This is a genomic window from Streptomyces abyssalis, assembly GCF_001751365.1.
Lineage (GTDB): Bacteria > Actinomycetota > Actinomycetes > Streptomycetales > Streptomycetaceae > Streptomyces > Streptomyces abyssalis.
In genome coordinates, this window is the sequence record NZ_LJGT01000041.1 from 1487043 (window position 1) to 1509241 (window position 22199).

The following is a 22199-nucleotide window of genomic DNA, read 5'->3' on the forward strand; positions in this document are numbered from 1 at the left end:
CCACGGCTACACCGGCCCCGCCACCACCGCGACCGGCTTCTTCAGCGGCACCCCTGAACCGTCCCGGCGCGGATCCAGCTCGGGCAGCTCCGCCGGAGTGCCGTTCTGCGCCGCGGCCTTCGCCGGGACCGGCCCCGCCCACGCCATGGCCAGCGAATCCTCGCCCTTCAGGAACCGCTGGCAGCGGACACCGCCCGTCGCGCGCCCCTTCCTCGGGAACTGGTCGAACGGCGTGAGCTTTGCCGTACTGATCGAGTCGTCCAGCGTGCCGTGCGATCCGGAGAGCGTGAAGACCACCGCGTCCACCGCCGGATCGACGGCGGTGAAGGAGATCACCTTCGCCTCGCCCGTCAGCTTGATGCCGGCCATGCCGCCCGCGGCGCGCCCCTGCGGCCTGACCTGGTTCGCCGCGTAGCGCAGCAGCTGCGCCTCGTCGGTGATGAAGACCAGGTCCTCCTCGCCCGTACGAAGCTCGGCGCCGCCCACGACCCGGTCGCCCTCGCGGAGCGAGATGACCTCCAACTCCTCCTTGTGCGACGGGTAGTCGGGCACGACCCGCTTGACGACGCCCTGTTCGGTGCCCAGCGCAAGGCCGGGGGAGGACTCGTCGAGGGTTGTCAGGCAGATCAGTTCCTCGTCGTCCTCCAGGGACAGGAACTCCGACACCTGTGCGCCCCCTGCGAGATGGGGTGCGGAGGCGGACTCCGGAAGCTGCGGCAGGTCGACGACGGTGAGCCGCAGCAGCCGGCCCGCCGAGGTGACGGCCCCGATCTCGCCGCGCGTCGTCGCGGGCACGGCGGAGACGATCACGTCGTGTTTGACGCGCTTCGCCTCCTGGTCGAAGGCGGGTTCGCCGTTGGCCGTACGGGCGAGGAGCCCCGTCGAGGACATCAGCACCCGGCACGGATCGTCGGCGACCTCCAGCGGTACGGACGTGACGGGAGAGCCGGCGGATTCCAGAAGCTCCGTGCGGCGCGGAGTGGCGTACTTCTTCGCCACCTGGGCGAGTTCGCCGGAGACGAGCTTGCGCAGCTCCGCGTCGGACTCCAGGATCCGCGTCAGCTCCTCGATCTCCGCACGCAGACGGTCCCGTTCGCTCTCGAGCTCGATGCGGTCGAACTTGGTCAGGCGGCGCAGCGGGGTGTCCAGGATGTACTGCGTCTGCACGTCGCTGAGGCCGAAGCGGGCGATGAGCGACTCCTTGGCCTGCGCCGCGTTCTCACTCGACCGGATGATCCTGATGACCTCGTCGATGTCGACGAGCGCCACCAGCAGACCCTCGACCAGGTGCAGCCTGTCGCGCCGCTTGCCGCGCCGGAACTCGCTGCGCCTGCGGACCACCGTGAAGCGGTGGTCGACGTAGACCTCCAGCAGCTCCTTCAGGCCGAGCGTGAGCGGCTGCCCGTCCACCAGCGCCACGTTGTTGATGCCGAAGGACTCCTCCATGGGTGTCAGCTTGTACAGCTGCTCAAGGACGGCCTCCGGGTTGAACCCGTTCTTCACCTCGATGACCAGACGCAGCCCGTACGTCCGGTCGGTGAGGTCCTTCACGTCCGCGATGCCCTGCAGGCGCTTGGAGTTGACCAGGTCCTTGATCTTGGAAATGACCTTCTCGGGACCGACGGTGAAGGGCAGCTCAGTCACGACCAGGCCCTTGCGGCGCGGGGTGACCTGTTCGACGGCGACGGTGGCGCGCATCTTGAAGCTGCCGCGGCCGCCCGCGTAAGCGTCCTTGATGCCGTCCATGCCGACGATCCGTCCGCCCGTGGGCAGGTCGGGGCCAGGCACATGGCGCATCAGCGTCTCGAGGTCGGCGCCCGGATGCTTGATCAAGTGCCGCGCTGCGGCGATGACTTCGCCGAGGTTGTGCGGAGGCATGTTCGTCGCCATGCCGACGGCGATGCCGGATGAGCCGTTGACGAGCAGGTTGGGATAGGCGGCCGGCAGGGAGCCGGGCTCCTGCTCGCTGCCGTCGTAGTTGGCGCCGAAGTCGACGGTGTCCTCGTCGATCGACTCGACCATCAGGCCCGCGGCGGGCGCGGCCCGGCACTCCGTGTACCGCATCGCGGCGGGCGGGTCGTCGTTGCCCAGCGAGCCGAAGTTGCCGTGGCCGTCGACCAGCGGCAGGCGCATGGAGAACGGCTGTGCCATGCGCACCAGCGCGTCGTAGATCGCCGAGTCGCCGTGGGGGTGGAGCTTGCCCATCACCTCGCCGACGACGCGGGCGCACTTGACGTAGCTGCGGTCGGGGCGCAGGCCCATCTCGTGCATCTGGTAGAGGATGCGCCGCTGAACGGGCTTCATCCCGTCGCGGGCGTCGGGGAGCGCCCGCGAGTAGATGACCGAGTAGGCGTACTCCAGGAAGGAGCCCTGCATCTCGTCGACGACGTCGATGTCGAGGATCCGTTCCTCGAAATCGTCCGGCTGTGTCTTCGTACTGCGGGGGGCCATCGCGGCTGCGGCTCCTTCTGTGCATTCCGCACGGCGACGGGGGCGGACCCGTCCGGTGCGGAGGCGGCTCTGACGCGGACCATTGTGGACCGCGGCGCTGACAACCGGTTCCCCGACCCGGCGGTCGGGGGCCGGTCCGTGCCGTTCCCCGCCGTTCGTACGGAGAATGACGGGGACCGGGCCCGGTACACGGGCGTACGGTACGGGAACTTCGCACGCGCTCGGCCCGGTTGCATAGGGTGACAGGACCGCTTGCGCACGTACACGCATCTGACGCGATCGAAGGGACTCCATGCCCATGGGTCACACTGCCACGCCCCCGCCGGCCACCGGCGGGCTGACAGCGACGGAGCACCGGCTGGCCAACGGCCTGCGCGTGGTGCTCTCCGAGGACCATCTCACTCCGGTCGCAGCGGTCTGTCTCTGGTACGACGTCGGCTCCCGGCACGAGGTCGCCGGCCGCACCGGGCTCGCCCACCTCTTCGAGCACCTGATGTTCCAGGGCTCCGCGCAGGTGCAGGGCAACGGGCACTTCGAGCTGGTGCAGGGCGCCGGCGGCTCGCTCAACGGCTCTACCAGCTTCGAGCGTACGAACTACTACGAGACCATGCCCGCCCACGAGTTGGAACTCGCGCTCTGGCTGGAGGCGGACCGCATGGGCTCCCTGCTGACCGCCCTGGACGACGAGTCCATGGAGAACCAGCGCGACGTGGTCAAGAACGAGCGCCGCCAGCGCTACGACAACGTGCCCTACGGCACCGCGTTCGAGAAGCTCACGGCCATGGCCTACCCGGAGGGCCACCCGTATCACCACACCCCGATCGGCTCGATGGCCGACCTGGACGCGGCGTCGCTGGAGGACGCCCGGGAGTTCTTCCGCACGTACTACGCGCCGAACAACGCCGTGCTGACCGTCGTCGGCGACATCGACACGGAGCAGACGCTCGGCTGGATCGAGAAGTACTTCGGCTCCGTCCCGGGCCACGAGGGCAAGAAGCCGCCGCGGGACGGCACTCTGCCGGAGGTCATCGGCGAACAGATGCGCGAGGTCCTCGAAGAGGAGGTGCCCTCGCGGGCGTTGATGGCCGCGTACCGGCTGCCGCACGACGGCACCCGCGAGTGCGACGCCGCGGACCTGGCGCTGACGGCGCTCGGCGGCGGCGAGTCCTCGCGCCTCAACAAGCGCCTGGTCCGCCGGGACAGGCTCGCGGTCGGCGCCGGGTTCGGGCTGCTGAGGCTCGCCGGTGCGCCGTCGCTCGGCTGGCTGGACGTCAAGGCGTCCGGCGGCGTCGAGGTGACCGAGATCGAGGCGGCCGTCGACGACGAGCTGCGGCGCTTCGCGGAGGAAGGCCCGACGCCGGAGGAGATGGAGCGCGCCCAGGCCCAGTTGGAGCGCGAGTGGCTCGACAGGCTCGCCACCGTGGGCGGCCGCGCCGACGAACTCTGCCGCTACGCGGTGCTGTTCGGCGATCCTCAGCTCGCGCTGACCGCCGTGCAGCGCGTCCTGGACATCACCGCCGAGGAGGTGCGCGAGGTGGCCGCCGCCCGGCTCCGTCCGGACAACCGCGCGGTGCTCGTGTACGAGCCCACCGAGCCCGCGGAGTCCGCCGAGGCCGCCGAGCAGGCCGCCGGCGACGACGAGACCCACGAGACCGAGGAGCCCGGCCAGTGAGCGACGCCCCGAACCAGCAGACCGCCCCGGCCGGCACCTCACAGGCCCAGGGCAAGCAGATGGAGTTCCATCCGCGTCCCGGTGGCGGCCGGCCCAAGCCCTGGGCATTCCCCGCACCGGACCGCGGCGTGCTCGGAAACGGGCTGACGGTGCTGCGCTGCCACCGCCCGGGCCAGCAGGTCGTCGCCGTCGAAGTCACGCTGCAGGCGCCGCTGGACGCCGAGCCGGCCGGCCTCGACGGGGTGGCGACGATCATGGCTCGCGCCTTCTCCGAGGGCACGGACAAGCTCGACGCCGAGGCATTCGCCGACGAGCTGGAGAGCTGCGGAGCCTCCCTCGACGCATACGCCGACCACGCGGCCGTGCGCGTCTCGCTGGAGGTGCCCGCCTCCCGGCTGCGCAAGGCGCTCGGCCTGTTCGCCGACGCGCTGCGCGCCCCCGCCTTCCCGGAGAGCGAGGTCGAACGTCTCGTCGGCAACCGTCTGGACGAGATCCCGCACGAGCTGGCCAACCCGACGCGGCGTGCCGCCAAGGAGCTCGCGAAGGAGCTGTATCCGGCCTCCGCCCGGATGTCCCGTCCGCGGCAGGGCACGGAGGAGACGGTCGCCCGTATCGACGCGGCAGCGGTCCGCGCCTTCTACGACGCGCACGTACGGCCCGCCACGGCCACCGCGGTCGTGGTCGGCGACCTCGACGGCGTCGACCTGGACGCCGTACTGGCCGAGACCCTGGGAGACTGGACGGGGTCAGCGGCCGAGCCGCGGCATGCGGCCCCCATCACGGCCGACGACACCGGGCGCGTCATCATCGTCGACCGGCCGGGCGCGGTGCAGACCCAGCTGCTGATCGGCCGCATCGGGCCCGACAGGCACGACCGCGTCTGGCCGGCGCAGGTCCTGGGCACGTACTGCCTGGGCGGCACCCTCACCTCGCGGCTCGACCGTGTGCTGCGCGAGGAGAAGGGCTACACCTACGGTGTGCGCGCCTTCGGGCAGGTCCTGCGCTCCACCGCCGACGGCACGGGCGCGGCCCTGCTCGCGGTCTCCGGATCGGTCGCCACGGACGTCACCGGCCCGGCCCTCGCGGATCTGTGGCACGTGCTGCGCACGCTCGCCGCCGAGGGGCTCACGGACGACGAGCGCGACGTCGCCGTGCAGAACCTGGTGGGCGTCGCACCCCTGAAGTACGAGACGGCTGCCGCCGTCGCCGACACCCTCGCGGAGCAGGTCGAGCAGCAACTCCCCGACGACTACCAGGCGAACGTCTACGAGGAGCTGGCCCGTACGGGCACGGTCGAGGCCACGGCCGCGGTCGTGTCGGCCTTCCCGCCGGACAGGCTCGTGACGGTGCTCGTCGGCGACGCCTCCCAGATCGCCGGTCCCGTACGGGAGTTGGGGATCGGCGAGGTCAAGGTCGTGACCGGCGGCTGAGCATGCCGCACGGCTGACGCACCACCAGGACACGCGCCGCGAAGACACACGCGCCCCGGTTCACACAGAGCGTGAACCGGGGCGCTGTGCCGTCGCGGCCGAAATGCCGCTGAATGCCGCCGAGAGGCGGTCCTAATGTCCGTATTGCCGGTAGTACCCCGTTCCGTTGTGTGGGCTGCGCGACAAAACAAGGGTTTGGTTTGGCCGTTGGCAGATGTCCCCTTTAGCGTCGATCCGGCTGTTCGTCAGAAGTGACCGCGACCGCGGCCGACGTTCGGCTTCGCCGAGTCTCCCCGTACGACGACGTACACAGGGAGAGCCGGGGGCTCTTCCCTCGCGGCGCCGCCAAGGCGCAGAGGGTCCCCTCCCAGTCCGGACCGGAAACGGTACGGCGGGGGAGGGGGTGGGGTGAATCGGTCCGCTGCGCTGCGGACCGTAGGAGACCTTCCTGCTCCGAACCGACTGGGGGCCCCTCCCGCCGGATTCCCCGCTGGATACCGCCGGGTGTTCCGCCGCAGCGATGCGCGGAGACCCGTGCGCGACCCTGCGCGGAATCATGCAGGCAGGAGGCAGACCCGGTAGGCGAGAAGGAGGGAAAGGAGTCACGCCACCCCATGGCGTTCATCCGTGCCACCGGGACGCACCGCCGTACCCGCCCCAAGAGCCGGCGTGCGAAGGCCGCAGGCATAGCCGGCCTGACCGTCGGCGTCGTCGGAACCCTCGCGACCCCCGCGCTGGCCGGGACAGGCCAGACGCAGACAGCGAGCGGCGCCGCTGAGAAGAGCGTCCAGGAGACCCGGGACGAGGCCGGTCACGAGGCCGGCAAGGCCGGCTCCGGAGCCGGCCACGACACCGGTCTCAGCCGTGCCGTCGGATTCGGCGACTCGATCGCCGAGACCGTCAGCGAACAGGCCCAGCTCCAGAAGGAGGCCGCCGCCCAGGCTAAGGCCGCGAACGAGGCCAAGCGCAAGGCCGCCGCCGACAAGGCGAAGCGCGAGCGCGAGGCCGAGGAGAAGGCCGAGCGGGCCGCAAGGGCAAAGGAACGGGCGAAGCTCAACGCATACGTCGCCCCGCTGGAGGACGCCTCGCTGTCCACCCCGTACCAGAGCTCCGGCGGGCTGTGGTCCTCCGGCAGCCACACCGGTGTCGACTTCTCGGCCGGCGAGGGCACCGAGGTGCGTTCGGTCGCGTCCGGCGAGGTCGTCGAGGCAGGCAGCGACGGCTCGTTCGGCAACAGCATCGTCATCAAGCACCGGGACGGCACCTACACGCAGTACGGACACCTGTCGTCGCTCAGCGTCTCGGCCGGCCAGACGGTCAAGGCGGGCCAGCAGATCGCGCTGTCCGGCTCCACCGGGAACACCACGGGCCCGCACCTGCACTTCGAGGCCCGCACCGGTGCCGACTACGGCTCGGACATGGATCCGGTCGCCTACCTCCGCAAGCACGGCGTCGACCTCTGACGGGCGGCGTCCTTCGCACGGAGCACGACGAAGCCCCCGGCCGCCAGGGCGAATTCGAGGGGTCGTTGCAACACAAGTGATCAACTGGCTGTTGCCAGGAGCTTAGCGAGGCGCTCGGCTGGGGTTTCCCAGCCGAGCGTTTTGCGTGGGCGGCTGTTGAGTTCGGCTGCGACGGCGTCCAGGTGGTCTCGGGTGTGGACGGACAGGTCTGTTCCTTTCGGGAAGTACTGTCGCAGCAGGCCGTTGGTGTTCTCGTTCGAGCCGCGCTGCCAGGGGCTGCCGGGGTTACAGAAGTAGACGGGGATGTCGGTGGCGATGGTGAATGCCTGGTGGGCGGCCATCTCCGAGCCCTGGTCCCAGGTCAGAGACTTCCGCAGGTGCGGCGGCAGGTCCTTCACGGTCTCGGCCAGCGCGTCTCGGGTGTTGCCCGCGCTGTGACCGGCCGGCAGGTGGACGAGCAGGACGTAGCGGGTGGCTCGCTCCACGAGGGTGCCGATCGAGGACTTGTGATCCTTGCCGATGATGAGGTCGCCCTCCCAGTGGCCGGGAACGGCCCGGTCGGCGGCCTCAGCGGGACGATCGCTGATCATCACCATGTTCGGGATGCTGCGGGGCTGGCGCTTGTAGGACTGTCGGTGGGGCCGGCGCCGTGCGCGACCGGTTCGCAGGGCTCGGGTCAGCTCGCGGCGGAGTTCTCCGCGGCCCTGGACGTAGAGGGCCTGGTAGATGGTCTCGTGCGTCACGTGCATCTCCGGCCGGTCGGGAAAGCGTGCACGCAGAGCGTGGCAGATCTGTTCCGGGCTCCATCGCAGCGTGAGGTGGTCCTGGATGAAGTCACGCAGCTGCGAGTTCTGCCCGATCTTGCCGGGCTTGGGACGCGGGCGCCGCTGTTCGGCTCGGCGATGGGCGGCATGCGGGCGGTAGACCCAGCAAGACGCGTCCCCGCGTAACGGCATGCCGTTACGGCGTACTTCTCGACTGATCGTGGACGGGCTGCGGTCCAGCTCGGTGGCAATCTGCCGGATCGAGGCGTTCTCCCTCAACCGGTCGGCTATGTGGATGCGGTCCTTCTCCTGGAGGTAGCGCGAGGAGCCGGAAGCCGAAGCCTCGACATGGATCGGAGGCTTCGGCTTCCCTGTAGGCGGCGCATGCCAGCCGTTGCGCCATCTCTTGCCGGTCCGCAAGTTGATGCCGACGATCCGGCAGGCCTCTCTGCTGCTGTAGCCCTGCTCCATGAGCCGGAAGTATGCCGCCCGCTCACGCGTCAGACGGCGCCCCTTCTGATGCCGGTCCGCCCGGATCTCGAAGTCCATCGCACCCCTTGAACTGGGGTGTTGCAACGACCACTAGAACTCAAGTCGGGCGGCCGGGGGCTTCGTGTCGCTGTCCGGCTGTGTGGCCGGGCGCCCGATCCGTACGAAACCGGACGCTATTCGCGTAGAGAGGGCGTCAGACGGTCTCGGGCAGTTCCTCCAGGCCCTCGGAGACCAGCGTCGCCAGACGCTCCAGAGCGCCCTCGGCGTCCACCGCGTCGGACGCCAGCACGATCACCTCACCGGACTCCGCGCCCAGGCCCAGGACACCGAGCATCGACGCCGCATTGACCGGAGTGCCGTCGTCACCCTTCCTGACGGTGACGGGGACACCGGCCGCGGCCGCCGCGCGGCAGAAGATCGAGGCAGGACGGGCGTGCAAGCCCTCCGCCCACCCGACGGTGACGCGGCGCTCTACCATGGTTGTTGCCCTTCGAATCGTGCTTGCGTCCCTCCGGGACAAGTCTCGCATGCCCCTCCCGGTGGGCTGTCGCACCCCCTTGACGTGCGCTGCCGGATGTCCGGGGCCGTGTCCGCCGGTGCGGCCTTACCCTGATCCCCATGCGTACCCCTGGGGAGCGTTCGTACCCGGCGCACTGGGAGGCCGACGTGGTGCTCCGCGACGGCGGCACCGCGTTGATCAGGCCCATCACCCCGGACGACGCCGGGCGCCTCGTCGGCTTCTACGAACGAGTGTCCGATGAGTCCAAGTACTACCGCTTCTTCGCGCCCTACCCGCGCCTCTCGGACCGCGACGTGCGCCGCTTCACGCACCACGACTACGTCGACCGCGTGGGCCTCGCAGCCACCGTCGGGGGCGAGTTCATCGCCACGGTTCGCTACGACCGCGTCGACGACAGCGGACGCGCCGCCACCGCGTCCTCCGACGAGGGGGAGTCCGCACAGGCGGAGGTGGCCTTCCTCGTACGCGACGACCAGCAGGGACGCGGCGTCGCCTCCGCTCTGCTGGAGCACATCGCCGCCGTCGCACGCGAGCGCGGCATCCAGCGCTTCATCGCGGAAGTGCTGCCCGCCAACACCAAGATGATCAAGGTGTTCACCGATGCGGGCTACTCGCAGCACCGCAGCTTCGAGGACGGTTCCGTCCATCTCACCTTCGACCTCGAACCGACCGAGCGCTCCCTCGCCGTGATGAGCGCGCGCGAACAGCGCGCGGAAGGCAGCTCCGTGCAGCGGCTGCTCGCACCCGGTTCGGTCGCGGTCATCGGTGCCAGCCGCTCGCCGCGGGGTGCCGGACGGCGGGTCCTGGAGAGTCTGCGCGCCGGCGGGTTCACGGGCCGGGTGTACGCCGTCAACCGCGGGCTTCCCGAGGGAGGCGGCGAAGTGGGGGGCGTCTCCGGGTTCCGTTCCGTCAATGACGTGCCCGAGCACCTCGATCTGGCCGTCGTCGCCGTGCCCGCGGATCAGGTGCACGCCCTCGCGCGGGAGTGCGGGGAGGCGGGTGTGCAGGGACTGGTCGTGCTCACCGCCGACTTCAGCCGCGACGAACAGCGCGAACTCGTCCGGCTCGCCCGCTCGTACGGCACTCGCGTCATCGGTCCGAACGCCTTCGGCCTGATGAACACCGCACCGGACGTGCGCCTCAACGCCACACTCTCCCCGGAGATGCCGGGGCGGGGCACGGTCGGCCTGTTCACTCAGTCCGGGGCCATCGGCATCGCGCTGCTGGCCGGCCTCCACCAGCGCGGGATCGGGCTGTCCAGCTTCGTCTCGGCGGGCAACCGCGCGGACGTCTCGGGCAACGACGTGCTCCAGCACTGGGACGACGATCCCGACACGGACGTCGCGCTCCTGTACCTCGAATCGATCGGCAATCCGCGGAAGTTCACCCGGCTGGCCAGGCGCATCGCCGCACGCAAGCCGGTCGTCGTCGTCAAGGGGGCGCGGCACAGCGGGAGCGCACCACCGGCGGGTCACGCCGCGCCGGTCTCCCGTACGCCGGTTGCGACGGTCACCACGCTGCTCCGGCAGGCAGGCGTCGTCATGGTCGACACGGTCACCGAACTGCTGGACGCGGGTGCCCTGCTCGTCTCCCAGCCGCTCCCGGCGGGGCCGCGCACCGCCATCCTCGGCAACGCCGAGTCGCTCGGGCTGCTCTCGTACGACGCGGCTCTCGCCGGCGAGCTCCGGCCGCAGCCGGTGCGCGACCTCGGCACGTCCGCGACGCCGGAGGAGTACCGGCGGGCCGTGCGTGAGGCACTCGACGACCCGGAGACCGACGCGGTCGTCGTCACCGTCATCCCGTGGGTCGGCGAGAGCCTCGCGGCCGAGCTTGCCGACGCGCTGCGCGAGGCGTCCGAGGGCGCGGAGAAGCCCGTGACCGTCGTGCACCTGGCGATCGAGGGCCTGGAGAAGGCACTCGCGGAACGCGGCATCCCCTCCTATCCCGCTCCCGAGCGGGCGGTGCGCGCCCTCTCGGAGGCGGCGCACTACGCGAACTGGCGCCGTGAGGCGGAGAACCCGGGCCGGGTACCGGAGTTCGAGGCCGACGAGGCGGCGGCCGCCGCGCTGCTGGAGCGTGCGGCGGCGGAGGCGGCGGGCCAGGCGCAGGAGGCGGACCAGGCACGGGCCGCACCGGACGAGGCGCAGGACGCGCCGGTCCACGCGCGGGACGCCGTCCCGGCAGCCGGCGAGGCAGGGGCCGGACCCGCGGTCGGCACTGAAGCCGGACCCGGAACCGGACCCGGTGCCGCCCGCCCCGCCGGAGACACCGCCGGGGAACAGGACCGGAGCATCACTCTCAGTTCCCGTGACGCCGCGGATCTGCTCGCCTGCTACGGCATCGAGGTCCAGCCGGCCCTTCCCGCCCCCAGCGCCGACGACGCGGCCGCGGCGGCGCGCCGCCTCGGATACCCGGTCGCGCTCAAGACCACGGCCCCGCATCTGCGCCACCGTGCCGATCTCGGCGGCGTACGCCTCGACATCTCCTCGAAGACCGAACTGCGCCGCGACTACGCGGAGCTCACGGACGCACTCGGAGATCCCGCCGAACTGCGCCCCGTCGTGCAGGCCATGGCGCCGCGCGGAGTCGACACCGTCGTCAGGGCGGCCGTCGATCCGTCCATCGGGGCCGTGATCTCCTTCGGCCTCGCGGGAACGCCGTCGGAACTGCTCGAAGACGTGGCGCACCGGCTCGTCCCGGTCACCGACAAGGATGCCGCGGAGTTGGTACGTACCATTCGCAGTGCTCCGATACTGTTCGGCTGGCGCGGCGCGCAGCCCGTGGACGTCGAGTCCCTGGAGGCCCTGCTGCTGCGGGTCTCCCGCCTCCTGCACGACCGTCCCGAGATCGTCGCCGTCGACCTGGAGCCGGTCGTCGTCGCTCCGCGCGGACACACGGTTCTCGGCGCGGCCGTCCGTGTCGCCGAGCCCTCGCCGCAGACGGACCTGGGCCGCCGCAGCCTGCCCGCTTACTGAGAGTCGGCGGGCCCGTAGGATGGCCCGCATGGCGAAGACCGGTACGACGACCCAGGGGCTGCGTGAGGCGATCGAGCGCAGCGGCTACTACCCGACCCTCGTGGGCGAGGCCGTCGAGGCGGCGGTGGGCGGCGAGCCCGTCACTTCCTACCTCGTGCACCAGGAGACGACGTTCGACTCCAACGAGGTGCGTCGCCACGTCACGGTCCTCGTCCTCACCGGCACGCGTTTCCTCGTCAGCCACACCGACGAGCAACCCGCGGACGGCACCTCGTCCTCCCCGTATGCGACGACCTCCACGGAGTCCGTGAAGATCCAGCGCATCTCGTCCGTCGTGCTCTCCCGCGTCGTCGCCGACCCGGAGTCCTACACGCCCGGCACCCTGCCCCGCGAGGTCGTGCTCACCATCGGCTGGGGCGCCGTCTCCCGGCTCGACATGGAGCCCGCCACCTGCGGCGACCCCAATTGCGAGGCGGACCACGGCTATACGGGCTCCTCCACGGCCGACGACCTCTCGCTGCGTGTCAGCGAGGCGGCCGACGGACCGGACACGGTGCGCCAGACCCTCGCCTTCGCGCAGGCGCTCTCAGAGGCGACGGTGACCCCTTCCTGATGGCACAGGCCGCCACCGAGAATCCGCAGGAACCGCTCCCGCTGGATCCGCGCACCGCACCCGTACCGCGCTACGGACACGCATCGCTGTCGGACCTGCTGCCCGCCGTCGTCACCGCACAGGGGCTGGAGGGGCTGGAGGGGCTGCAGACGGGGCTGCGGCTGGAGCCGGCCGACCGTGCCTGTGTGTTCCTCGTCGACGGCCTCGGCTGGGAGGCGCTGCGGGCGCATCCGGAGGAGACGCCGTTCCTCACCTCGCTCCTGGACACCTCCCTCGGCGGCACCGGCACCGCCCTGACCGCCGGTTTTCCCTCCACGACCGCGAGTTCGCTGGCTTCCGTCGGCACGGGCCTCCCCCCGGGGAGGCACGGGCTGCCGGGCTACACCGCCCTCGACCCGGACACCGGCAGGCTGATGAACCAGCTGCGCTGGCAGCCCTGGACGGAGCCGCACGTGTGGCAGCCGTATCCGACGGTCTTCCAGCTCGCCGACACCGCGGGAATCACCGCCAGCCAGGTCTCCGCGCCGCACTTCGAGCAGACCCCGCTCACGCGCGTCGCCCTGTCGGGGGGCACGTTCTACGGCGTGCTGAGCGCCGAGGACCGGATGGACCGGGCCGCCGAACGACTCGCCGCCGCGGACCGCACCCTCGTGTACACGTACTACGCCGAACTCGACGGCCACGGCCACCGGTACGGCATCGACTCCGACGCCTGGCGCGGCCAGCTGATGTATGTCGACAGGCTCGCCCAGCGGCTCGCCGAGCAACTGCCGCCCCGGTCGGCGCTGTACATCACCGCAGACCACGGCATGGTCGACGTGCCGACGACTCCGCAGGCACGTTTCGACGTCGACGAGGACTGGGAGTTGAGCGCCGGTGTCGCCCAGCTCGGCGGCGAGGGCCGGATGCGCCACCTGTACGCCGTGCCCGGTGCCGCGCGCGACGTGGCGTCGGTGTGGCGCGAGGTGCTCGCCGGACACGCGTGGGTGGCCACCCGTGAAGAGGCCGTCGGACTGGGGTGGTTCGGGCCGCGGATCGACGATCGCGTGCACGCCCGTATCGGCGATGTGGTGGCGGCGATGAGCGGGGACGCCGCAGTGGTGGCCACCGAACGCGAACCGAAGGAGTCCGCGCTCATCGGCATGCACGGCTCGGCCACCTCCGCCGAACAGCTCGTCCCGCTCCTCGAAGTCCGTACGTAACAGCAGCCGCCCGTGCGTACGCCGGACCCCGGCCCGTACGAGGCGCACACGCCCCGCCCGCCCGTGCAGAAAGGCCGACGTCCCCATGCCAGAGCTGGTGTTCTTCTCCGGAACGATGGACTGCGGAAAGTCGACACTCGCTCTCCAGATCGAGCACAACCGTTCCACGCGCGGCCTCCAGGGCATGATCTTCACGCGCAACGACCGCGCGGGGGAGGGACGGCTCTCGTCCCGGCTCGGTCTGGTGACGGACGCCGTCGAGGCGAGAGACGGCTTCGACTTCCACGCCCACCTCGTGAAGCATCTGACGGCGGGCGGCCGTACGGACTACGTCATCGTGGACGAGGCGCAGTTCCTCACCCCGGAACAGATCGACCAACTGGCCCGCATCGTCGACGACTTGGGCATGGACGTGTTCGCCTTCGGTATCGCGACGGACTTCCGGACCAGGCTCTTCCCAGGTTCGCAGCGGCTGATGGAACTGGCCGACCGCATCGAGGTGCTGCAGGTCGAGGCGCTGTGCTGGTGCGGGGCGCGGGCCACGCACAACGCCCGTACGGTCGGCGGGAAGATGGTCGTCGAGGGTGCCCAGGTCGTCGTCGGCGACGTCGGCGAACCCACCGGCGAAGTCGGCTACGAGGTGCTCTGCCGCCGCCATCACCGCCGCCGGCTCACCTCGGCGACAGCACGGGCGGGGGCGCTCTCGCCGGACGTGCTGCCCATCGACGCACCCGCCACGCCCCACGTGTTCTAGCGGCACCTCTCTGCCGGGGGCGCCTCCGGCAGCCGGCCGCACGTGTTCTGGCGGCTGCCGGAGCGCGCTGTGGCACCGGTCGTTCAGACGTGCGCGGTCACGCTGAACTGCGCGCCTTCGGGATCTGCTGCCGTGGCGACCCGCCCGTGCGGGGTGTCGGACGGCAAGTGCACGATGGAGCCGCCGAGTTCGAGTACGCGTCGGGCCGTGGCGTCGGTGTCGGCGACGGCGAAGTAGGTCTTCCAGTACGGTCCGCGGTCGCGGGGCAGGGCGCGTCCGACGCCGTGGATGCCCGCCACCGGCGTGCCGCCGACGTGCAGCGTCAGATAGTCGTCCGCCGCGTCCTCCCTGGCACCCGCGTCCTTCCCGTGCTCCCCCTCCCTCGCTTCTGCGTCGCCCGTCCCGGCGCCGCCCTCGGACTCGTAGCCGAAGACGGCGGGGTAGAAGACGCCGGCCACCGAGGAGTCGCGCGTGATCAGTTCGTACCAGACGGGCGCGCCCGGCACCTCTGCCGTTGCAGGACTCAGACTGTCCGGCTGCGGCGCCGGCTGCCACACACCGAAGCTCGCACCCGCGGTGTCCGCGGCGATCGCCATCCGCCCCGCGCTGTCGGCCTCCAGCGGCCCGACGGCGACGGTGCCGCCGCGTTCGCGGATCACTCCCGCCGTAGCGTCGGCGTCGTCGCATGCCATGTACGGCAGCCAGGCGACGCTCAAGCTCCTTCCCGGCACGATCTCGCCCAGCCCGGCCACCTCGTGTCCGTCGGCCAACGCCCGTACGTAGGGGCCCGGTTGATCCGGTCCCGTATAGAACTCCCATCCGAACAGCTCGTGGTAGAACTCCTGGCTGCGCCCGAGGTCGCGCACCAGCAGACTCGCCCAGCACGGTGTGCCGGGCATCTGTCTCGGATGCGAGTGGCGAGTCACTGACTCCGTCATGCGTCGTCTCCCTTGTGACCATCGTCGATGTGGCCGCGTCGTGTGTTGTCTGCGACGGACCCCTCCGGGTCCTGTTCCGTGCCCCTTGCTGATGGTCCCACCACCTGTGGCGCCATAGTCACCGACACCGCCGGTAATTCCCCTTTCGCAGCGTTCTGTTCCGCACAGGTGAGTGAAAATGGCGGGATGACAGCCATCACTTCCGCATCAGCTCTCGCGGACGAACTCGCTGCCGGCCAGCCGCCCGTGCTCCTGGACGTCCGCTGGCAGCTCGGCGGCCCCGACGGCAGGCCCGACTACGAGGCAGGCCATCTGCCCGGAGCCGTCTACGTCGACCTCGACTCCGAACTGGCCGCACCGCCGGGCGCGTCGGGCCGCCATCCACTTCCCGACCCGGAGGTCTTCCAGGCGGCGATGCGCCGTGCGGGCGTCTCCGCTGCCCGGCCGGTGGTCGTCTACGACGGCGGTACGGGCTGGGCCGCGGCGCGTGCCTGGTGGCTGCTGCGCTGGGCCGGGCACGGCGACGTCCGGGTGCTGGACGGCGGCCTCGCCGCATGGGACGGGCGGCTGGAGGCGGGCGAAGTCACGCCCGAGCCCGGCGACTTCACCGCGCGCCCGGGATCGCTCCGCGTCCTGGACGCCGGCGGCGCGGCGGCGCTGGCGCGGCGCGGCGTTCTGCTGGACGCGCGGGCCGCCGAGCGGTACCGGGGCGAGACCGAGCCGATCGACCCCGTGGGAGGCCACATCCCGGGCGCCGTCTCCGCGCCGACGGCGGAGAACGTGCGGGGCGCCGGGCCCGAAGGAGCGCCCCTGCTGCGTTCCCCCGACGAACTGCGCGACCGCTTCCGGGAGTTGGGCGTCACCGAGACGACCGAGGTCGGCGTCTACTGCGGCTCGGGCGTCTCGGCGGCCCATGAGGTACTCGCCCTGGCGCAGGCAGGCATCGACGCCGTCCTGTACCCGGGCTCCTGGAGCGAATGGTCCGCCGACCCCGGCCGTCCGGTCGCCACCGGACCGGAACCCGGCTGACACCGCGCCGCTGCGGCCTCAGCGCGGGCGCCGGGAACAGGTGACCGGAGCGAGCGGTCAGTCCTTCTTGCGGCGGGTCCCGAAGACGATCTCGTCCCAACTGGGCACCGCGGCACGGCGACCGGGGCGCACACCGTCCGCCTCGGCCTGCCGGTCGGTGTTCCCCTTCAGCCGGTCGCGGTGCGCGCTGACCGAGCGCGGCATCAGCACGTCCGCGTACGCCGAACCGGCGCCCGCGGCCGTCGCCGGAGGCTCGACGGGCTCCTCCTCTTCCTCCGCCTCCCGCTCGTCCTCGGACGAGGTCTCCGTCTCCGACGGGGACGAGGTGTGAGCGGCGGAGGCGGGGCCGCTCTGCTGCTCCGGCACGACCATGTCGCCCCGGAAGTTCGGCACGGCCTCCAGCAGGCTTGTCAGCGAGTCGGGCTGGTCGCCGTCGCCGTCCGCCCCGTCGCCCGACGGGCCGCCTGAGAAGCCCGCCGGTTCCAGCTCCGCCCGGTCGCCGCCGCGCTCGCCCTTGTCGCTGCGCTCCCTGGGGAGCCGCGCGATCCGCGGCACGAAGGGAGTGCTGGGCTCGGGGGTGTCGTCGGTCTCGCCGATGAGCGAGCGGGCCTCGTCGTCGACTGCCTGTACCAGGCGTCGCGGCGGGTCGTACGTCCATGTCGCGGAGTGCGGCTGACCGGCCACCCGGTAGGCGAGCAGCACTTCCCACGTGCCGTCGTCGCGTCTCCAGGAGTCCCAGTGCACCGCGTCCTTGTCGGCGCCGCGCAGCAGCAGCCGCTCGGCCACGGCCTCGCCGAGCTGAGGTCCCGCGTTCTCCCCGGGGCGGCGTACCGGCGTCTTGCGTGCGCGCTCGGCCATGAACGCGCGCTCGGCCAGCACGGGGCCCTCGAAGCGGCGTACGCGGTCGACGGGGATGCCCGCGAGCTGTGCGACCTCCTCAGCGGAGGCACCGGCCCGTATGCGCGCCTGGATGTCGCGGGGACGCAGGTGGCTCTCGACCTCGATCTCGATCTGGCCGAGACGTGCGCGGTCGTTGCGTACGGCGGCGCGCAGCCGCTCGTCAATCGGAAGCGTGTATTCCGTGCTGTCGGCAGCTTTGAGCACCAGACGTGTGCCGTCGTTGCTGACGGCCACGACACGCAGTTCGGGCATGTGAACCTCCCGGGTGGTGCCTGCCGACATCACGTGCGTCGCTGCTCCCGCTGGACGAATGTGGCCTGCCCGTGTGCGGCCTGCCACAACCTTGCCGACCTGTCCGACGTCCGGGACCTTCCCGGAACCGCATGCGGCACGGTTATCACTTCGCAACGCATAGTGACCGTCCTCGTCACCTGTGCTGCCTGAGCCGGGTCTGAGCCGAGGCCAGGGCTCGTCACACTACTCCATTAGGGCCACGGGGGTGGACCGGCGCGCCGTTCAAATTGCTCGCGGGGAAAGGGGTTTGAGGCCGGGACAGGTCTTGAAGCGGCGTTCACGGGTGGCAAGAGTCACAGAACCGCCGGGAACGGAACCATTGCCTTCGGATCCTGCCCACTTGGAGGCACGTTATGAACGGATCGTCCACCGCCGCGTGTTGACAGGAAGGAGCGGCAAGTCCCCCGGACCGGGGACCACTTCGGACGAACCACCGAGTCGTTCAGGCACGCACGTGGGTGCGCCGGGGGCGGACGGAGGCAGCGCCCCGGCGAACGGAGCCGTCGCGTGCTCCCCTGACTGCGCCCGGGAACCGCCCATGCCACCGGCGGACCCACTGCCGCAGCTGCCGACGGGCGGCGGATTCCGTGCCGGAATCCGTCAGTCGCCCAGCACGCGCCGCAGGTAGTCGTTGCCGAAGACGCGGTCCGGGTCGAGCCTGTCGCGGACCCGGGTGAATTCGGCGAACCGCGGATAGGACGAGGCGAGATACGCGACGTCCCGTGTGTGGACCTTGCCCCAGTGCGGACGCCCGCGGTGCGCCGTCATGATCCGCTCGGCTTCCGTGAAGTACGCCTCGTGGGGCGAGCCCCGGTACATGTGCACCGCGACGTATGCCGTCTCGCGCCCGTGCGCCGTGGAGAGCGGGATCCCGTCCGACGGCGCGGTACGCACCTCGACGGGGAAGCTGACGTGGAGGCGGGAGCGTTCGACGAGCCGCTTCAGCTCCCGCAGCGCCGGAACGAGCGCCTCGCGCGGCAGGGCGTACTCCATCTCGATGAAGCGCACGCGCCGGGGGCTGGTGAAGACCCGGTACGGGATGTCCGTGTACGTACGGGCCGAGAGGGCCTTGCCGGCGATGCGGGCCATGGCCGGCACGGCGGACGGTGCCGCCGCTCCCAGCGAACAGACGCCCTGGAAGACGCCGTTGGAGAGCAGCTCGTCGTCTATCCAGCCGCGCACCCGGGGCAGCGGGGCCGCCGGACCGTCGCTGCGGTTGTTGCGCTTGGTGTTGCAGTTGTCGGTGTGCGGGAACCAGTAGAACTCGAAGTGCTCGTTCTCGGCCACGAGTTGATCGAAGTCGCCGGTGACCTTGTCGAAGGCCATCGGTTCCTCGCGTGCGGTCAGCAGGAACTCCGGTTCGACGGAGAACGTCAGCTCGCTGATCACGCCGAGAGCGCCGAGCCCGAGCCGTGCCGCCGCGAAGACCTCCGCGTTCTCCTGCTCCGAGCAGCGCAGCACCGATCCGTCCGCGCACACCAGCTCCAGCCCGCTGACCTGCGCCGCGAGTGACGCCGACGTACGGCCCGTGCCGTGTGTCCCCGTACTGACGGCACCGGAGACCGTCTGCTCCATGATGTCGCCCATGTTGGTCAGCGACAGTCCGGCCGCGGCCAGCGTCTCGTTGAGGTGCTTCAGCGAGGTTCCGGCGGCGACCGTCACCGTTCCGGCGTCGCGGTCCAGCTCCCGGATGCCGGCGAGGCGTTCGGGCCGTATCAGCATGCCGTCCGTGGCCGCCGCGGCCGTGAAGGAGTGCCCTGTGCCGACTGCCTTGACGCGCAGCCCTTCCTCGGTGGCGCGCCGTATCGCCTCCGCCAGCGCCCCGGTGGTGGAGGGGGAGACGGTTCGTGCGGGGGCCGTCGCGACGTTCCCGGCCCAGTTGCGCCAGGTCGTGCGGGTACCCCTCGCGGGCCCGTCCACCCGGCCCGTCCGGCTGCTCCGGCCGCTGCTCGTCGGCTGCGCGCTCATCAGGCCGTGCCCCCTCTCGCGGTGACATCGGATCATACTCACGGTCCGGGGCCCGTACGGCCGAGGGTTCCGCGGTAGGCGGGAGGGCCCCGCGGGCTCCGCGGGCCCCGGGATGGCAGGATCGGGACATGTCCGATGTGCTCGATGCCGGTGGCGCTGCCGACGACTCAGCCGGCGTCTCCGCCTCCTCCGGCGCCCGTCCCTACGACGCCCTGCTGCTGCTGTCGTTCGGAGGCCCGGAGGGGCCTGACGACGTCGTGCCGTTCCTGGAGAACGTCACGAGGGGGCGCGGCATCCCGCGCGAGCGCCTCGCCGAAGTCGGCGAGCACTACTTCCTCTTCGGCGGTGTCAGCCCGATCAACGCCCAGTGCCGGACGCTGATGGACGCCCTGCGCAAGGACTTCGCCGAGCAGGGCGTGGAACTCCCCGTCTACTGGGGCAACCGCAACTGGACGCCGTATCTGACCGACACCCTGCGCGAGATGGCACGCGACGGCCGCCGCCGTGTGCTGACGTTCGCGACCAGCGCCTACGCCTCGTACTCCGGCTGCCGTCAGTACCGGGAGAACCTGGCCGAGGCACTGGCCGCCGTCGAAGCGGAGGGCCTCCGGCCGCCCCGCGTCGACAAGCTGCGCCACTTCTTCAACCACCCCGGCTTCCTCGAGCCGGTCACCGACGGCGTCGTCGCCGCGCTGGAAGCGCTGCCCGCCCCGGTGAGGGAGGGCGCGCACCTCGCCTTCACCACCCACTCCATTCCCACCGCCGCCGCCGACACCTCGGGACCGCCCGGACAGCACGGCTCCGGCGGCGCGTACGTCGCGCAGCATCTGGACGCCGCCCGGCTCGTCGCCTCCGCCGTGGCGGAGCGGACGGGCACCGAGCGGCCCTGGCGGCTGGTGTACCAGTCGCGCAGCGGCCCGCCCGCGGTGCCGTGGCTGGAGCCGGACATCTGCGACCACTTGGAGACCCTGCACGCGCAGGGCGCGCCGGCCGCCGTGATGGTGCCGGTCGGCTTCGTCTCGGACCACATGGAGGTCCTCTACGACCTCGACACCGAGGCCACCGCCAAGGCCGGGGAGCTCGGGCTGCCCGTGGCCAGGTCCGCGACCGTCGGCGCGGACCCGCGCTTCACGGCCGCCGTACGCGAACTGGTCCTGGAGCGCGCCGCCACAGAGCGTGGCGCGCGCCCCGAACGGTGCGCCGTCGGCACCCTTGGACCCAGCCACGACGTGTGCCCGGTGGGCTGCTGCCCGGGCCGTACGGCGAGGCCCGCCGCCGCGGGAGCGGACAGCCCCTTCGCGTGAGGCAGTGCAACGGGACACCTCCGGCGCCCGTCACGCGTAATGCCGCCGCCTCCCGAGCAGGAGCAAGGGTGGGGAACAACCGCGACCAGCAGGACCAGAGCACCGAGCAAGGAGAATCGTGAGCGCCCAGGTCGACCAGCTCAAGGCCGAACTCCTCGAACTCGCCCTGGAGGCCGCCCACCGCGCCGGTGCCCTCCTTCACGACGGACGTCCCGCGGAGCTGGAGGTCTCCGCGACCAAGTCCAGTTCCGTCGACGTCGTCACGGAGATGGACCTCGCCTCCGAGAAGCTGATCACCGGCTATCTCTCGGAGCGCCGTCCGGACGACGGCTTCCTCGGCGAGGAGGGCGCGTCCTCGCCCGGCACGAGCGGCGTCCGCTGGATCGTCGACCCCCTCGACGGCACGGTGAACTACCTGTACGGGCTGCCCGGCTGGGCCGTCTCCATCGCGGCGGAGTTCGAAGGGGAGACCGTCATCGGCGTCGTCGAGTCGCCGCCCCGCCGCGAGACCTTCCGTGCCGCGCTCGGTCACGGCGCCTTCTGCAACGCCCAGCCCCTGCGGTGCCGCCCGGCGCCCCCGTTCGACCAGGCCCTCGTCGCCACCGGCTTCAACTACGTGGCCGAGCGCCGCGCCGCCCAGGCGGAACTGGTGCGGCAGCTCATCCCGCGCGTCCGCGACATCCGCCGTTCCGGCTCGGCAGCCGTCGATCTGTGCGACGTCGCCGCCGGGCGGCTCGACGCCTTCTACGAACGCGGGCTGCACGCCTGGGACCTGGCCGCCGGCGACCTCATCGCGCGTGAGGCGGGAGCGCGTACGGGCGGCCGTCCCGGTCTGGCGCCGGACGGCGAACTGGCCGTCGCCGCCTCACCGGGTGTCTTCGAGATCCTCCAGCCGCTGCTCGACCGCCTCGGCGCCTGGCACGACTGAGCCGGCGCGGGCCCCGGCCCGGCGTCCGGGCGGGGCCCTGCCCCTGCGCGCGGCGGCGTCCCGGACATGAGTGAGCCCCGGGGCGGGGGCTCCCGGGGCTCATGGTGCGTGTGCGGCCGGGCGTTCAGACCGAGCCGGCGCCGATCTCCACGCCGTGCTCGGCGGCGATCCGGTGGAGATCTTCCAGCTCCGACTGTTCGACGTCCACGAGGAAGTCGTCGCCCGACTCACGAGCGCGGCTCAGGTCGCTTTCGGTGTTCTGTATACGCTGCAGAAGTCCGGCAGTGAACGCGTCCATGGGTGCGCCCCCTCGTCATGGGTCGGTGGCACGGGGTGTGTGCCGAGGGTTCGGTCGATCATGATCACGACGTGCTCCCTGGCTGGACGGTCGGCAGCCGGAGCGGCCGGTCTCCCGGACGCGGTGGCAAGCCGCCTACAGGGCGTGATCGCGGGGTGTGCCCCTCGTCCTCCCCCTCCGCAACCTCAGAGAAACCTCAAGTCA

The 22199-nt window shown here is 71.4% G+C and carries 17 protein-coding genes; 10 read left to right on the forward strand and 7 right to left on the reverse strand.

The features are described 5' to 3' along the window. Positions 1-6: 6 nt before the first annotated feature. Positions 7-2451, reverse strand: a complete 2445-nt coding sequence (locus AN215_RS27165; RefSeq protein ID WP_070010567.1) for a DNA gyrase/topoisomerase IV subunit A — start codon at positions 2449-2451, stop codon at positions 7-9. Between the two features lie 292 nt (positions 2452-2743). On the opposite strand from AN215_RS27165, the gene AN215_RS27170 reads away from it, so the two are divergent. The 3 genes from AN215_RS27170 to AN215_RS27180 all read left to right on the forward strand — a co-directional run bounded on the left by AN215_RS27170 (position 2744) and on the right by AN215_RS27180 (position 7016). Further along, the gene (locus AN215_RS27170) at positions 2744-4123 is read left to right on the forward strand and encodes a M16 family metallopeptidase (protein ID WP_079123447.1); all 1380 of its coding nucleotides are present in this window, start codon (positions 2744-2746) and stop codon (positions 4121-4123) included. Between the two features lie 59 nt (positions 4124-4182). Next, positions 4183-5553: a M16 family metallopeptidase gene (locus AN215_RS27175; protein WP_070011287.1), complete on the forward strand. Its 1371-nt coding sequence runs from the start codon at positions 4183-4185 to the stop codon at positions 5551-5553. Positions 5554-6167: 614 nt separating this feature from the next. Continuing rightward, positions 6168-7016 carry a M23 family metallopeptidase gene (locus tag AN215_RS27180; RefSeq protein WP_070010565.1) on the forward strand — a complete coding sequence of 283 codons (849 nt, stop codon included), beginning with the start codon at positions 6168-6170 and terminating at the stop codon, positions 7014-7016. Between the two features lie 80 nt (positions 7017-7096). On the opposite strand, the gene AN215_RS27185 is transcribed toward AN215_RS27180, so the two are convergent. After that, complete coding sequence (locus AN215_RS27185; RefSeq protein WP_070008649.1) at positions 7097-8329, reverse strand: IS30 family transposase; 1233 nt, start codon at positions 8327-8329, stop codon at positions 7097-7099. Positions 8330-8465: 136 nt separating this feature from the next. Next, the gene (locus tag AN215_RS27190) at positions 8466-8750 is read right to left on the reverse strand and encodes an HPr family phosphocarrier protein (RefSeq protein ID WP_070010564.1); all 285 of its coding nucleotides are present in this window, start codon (positions 8748-8750) and stop codon (positions 8466-8468) included. 140 nt (positions 8751-8890) lie between these two features. Here AN215_RS27190 and AN215_RS27195 point away from each other — a divergent pair, with 140 nt between their 5' ends. From AN215_RS27195 to AN215_RS27210, 4 genes are all read left to right on the forward strand, one after another. Then, on the forward strand, positions 8891-11767 hold the full coding sequence (locus AN215_RS27195) for a bifunctional acetate--CoA ligase family protein/GNAT family N-acetyltransferase (protein WP_070010563.1): 2877 nt from the start codon (positions 8891-8893) through the stop codon (positions 11765-11767). Positions 11768-11795: 28 nt separating this feature from the next. Then, entirely contained in the window at positions 11796-12380 is a 585-nt protein-coding gene (locus tag AN215_RS27200) for a DUF5998 family protein (RefSeq protein ID WP_070011286.1), read from the forward strand. Next, a complete protein-coding gene (locus AN215_RS27205; protein WP_070010562.1) occupies positions 12380-13582 on the forward strand; it encodes an alkaline phosphatase family protein in 1203 nt (400 codons plus the stop codon). The genes AN215_RS27200 and AN215_RS27205 overlap by 1 nt, the downstream gene beginning before the upstream one ends. Before the next feature lie 85 nt (positions 13583-13667). Continuing rightward, positions 13668-14336 carry a thymidine kinase gene (locus AN215_RS27210; RefSeq protein WP_070010561.1) on the forward strand — a complete coding sequence of 223 codons (669 nt, stop codon included), beginning with the start codon at positions 13668-13670 and terminating at the stop codon, positions 14334-14336. Positions 14337-14419: 83 nt separating this feature from the next. Here the strand turns inward: AN215_RS27210 and AN215_RS27215 are convergent, their stop codons facing one another. After that, entirely contained in the window at positions 14420-15274 is an 855-nt protein-coding gene (locus tag AN215_RS27215; protein ID WP_070010560.1) for a VOC family protein, read from the reverse strand. A 186-nt stretch (positions 15275-15460) separates the two neighbouring features. Between AN215_RS27215 and AN215_RS27220 the strand changes: the two genes are divergently transcribed. Next, complete coding sequence (locus AN215_RS27220; protein ID WP_070010559.1) at positions 15461-16303, forward strand: sulfurtransferase; 843 nt, start codon at positions 15461-15463, stop codon at positions 16301-16303. Positions 16304-16360: 57 nt separating this feature from the next. On the opposite strand, the gene sepH is transcribed toward AN215_RS27220, so the two are convergent. Both sepH and AN215_RS27230 read right to left on the reverse strand, forming a co-directional pair. Continuing rightward, positions 16361-17455, reverse strand: coding sequence for a septation protein SepH (gene sepH, locus AN215_RS27225; protein ID WP_070010558.1), 1095 nt, complete (start codon positions 17453-17455; stop codon positions 16361-16363). A 642-nt stretch (positions 17456-18097) separates the two neighbouring features. Then, on the reverse strand, positions 18098-19465 hold the full coding sequence (locus AN215_RS27230; protein ID WP_079123534.1) for a D-arabinono-1,4-lactone oxidase: 1368 nt from the start codon (positions 19463-19465) through the stop codon (positions 18098-18100). 128 nt (positions 19466-19593) lie between these two features. Here AN215_RS27230 and AN215_RS27235 point away from each other — a divergent pair, with 128 nt between their 5' ends. Further along, complete coding sequence (locus AN215_RS27235) at positions 19594-20769, forward strand: ferrochelatase (RefSeq protein ID WP_079123448.1); 1176 nt, start codon at positions 19594-19596, stop codon at positions 20767-20769. Positions 20770-20887: 118 nt separating this feature from the next. After that, entirely contained in the window at positions 20888-21697 is an 810-nt protein-coding gene (locus AN215_RS27240; protein WP_070010556.1) for an inositol monophosphatase family protein, read from the forward strand. A gap of 124 nt (positions 21698-21821) precedes the next feature. Here AN215_RS27240 and AN215_RS29980 read toward each other — a convergent pair whose 3' ends face one another. Further along, positions 21822-21995: a hypothetical protein gene (locus AN215_RS29980; RefSeq protein ID WP_171904292.1), complete on the reverse strand. Its 174-nt coding sequence runs from the start codon at positions 21993-21995 to the stop codon at positions 21822-21824. Between the last annotated feature and the right edge of the window lie 204 nt (positions 21996-22199).

Excerpts from the sequence above, each read along its gene's own strand:
- AN215_RS27190 (WP_070010564.1), bottom strand. The coding sequence starts at position 8,750 with ATGGTAGAGCGCCGCGTCACCGTCGGGTGGGCGGAGGGCTTGCACGCC.
- AN215_RS27230 (WP_079123534.1), bottom strand. The coding sequence starts at position 19,465 with ATGAGCGCGCAGCCGACGAGCAGCGGCCGGAGCAGCCGGACGGGCCGG.
- AN215_RS27235 (WP_079123448.1), top strand. The coding sequence starts at position 19,594 with ATGTCCGATGTGCTCGATGCCGGTGGCGCTGCCGACGACTCAGCCGGC.
- AN215_RS29980 (WP_171904292.1), bottom strand. The coding sequence starts at position 21,995 with ATGGACGCGTTCACTGCCGGACTTCTGCAGCGTATACAGAACACCGAA.
- AN215_RS27170 (WP_079123447.1), top strand. The coding sequence starts at position 2,744 with ATGCCCATGGGTCACACTGCCACGCCCCCGCCGGCCACCGGCGGGCTG.
- AN215_RS27205 (WP_070010562.1), top strand. The coding sequence starts at position 12,380 with ATGGCACAGGCCGCCACCGAGAATCCGCAGGAACCGCTCCCGCTGGAT.
- sepH (WP_070010558.1), bottom strand. The coding sequence starts at position 17,455 with ATGCCCGAACTGCGTGTCGTGGCCGTCAGCAACGACGGCACACGTCTG.
- AN215_RS27200 (WP_070011286.1), top strand. The coding sequence starts at position 11,796 with ATGGCGAAGACCGGTACGACGACCCAGGGGCTGCGTGAGGCGATCGAG.
- AN215_RS27195 (WP_070010563.1), top strand. The coding sequence starts at position 8,891 with ATGCGTACCCCTGGGGAGCGTTCGTACCCGGCGCACTGGGAGGCCGAC.
- AN215_RS27185 (WP_070008649.1), bottom strand. The coding sequence starts at position 8,329 with ATGGACTTCGAGATCCGGGCGGACCGGCATCAGAAGGGGCGCCGTCTG.
- AN215_RS27220 (WP_070010559.1), top strand. The coding sequence starts at position 15,461 with ATGACAGCCATCACTTCCGCATCAGCTCTCGCGGACGAACTCGCTGCC.
- AN215_RS27165 (WP_070010567.1), bottom strand. The coding sequence starts at position 2,451 with ATGGCCCCCCGCAGTACGAAGACACAGCCGGACGATTTCGAGGAACGG.
- AN215_RS27180 (WP_070010565.1), top strand. The coding sequence starts at position 6,168 with ATGGCGTTCATCCGTGCCACCGGGACGCACCGCCGTACCCGCCCCAAG.
- AN215_RS27215 (WP_070010560.1), bottom strand. The coding sequence starts at position 15,274 with ATGACGGAGTCAGTGACTCGCCACTCGCATCCGAGACAGATGCCCGGC.
- AN215_RS27210 (WP_070010561.1), top strand. The coding sequence starts at position 13,668 with ATGCCAGAGCTGGTGTTCTTCTCCGGAACGATGGACTGCGGAAAGTCG.
- AN215_RS27175 (WP_070011287.1), top strand. The coding sequence starts at position 4,183 with ATGGAGTTCCATCCGCGTCCCGGTGGCGGCCGGCCCAAGCCCTGGGCA.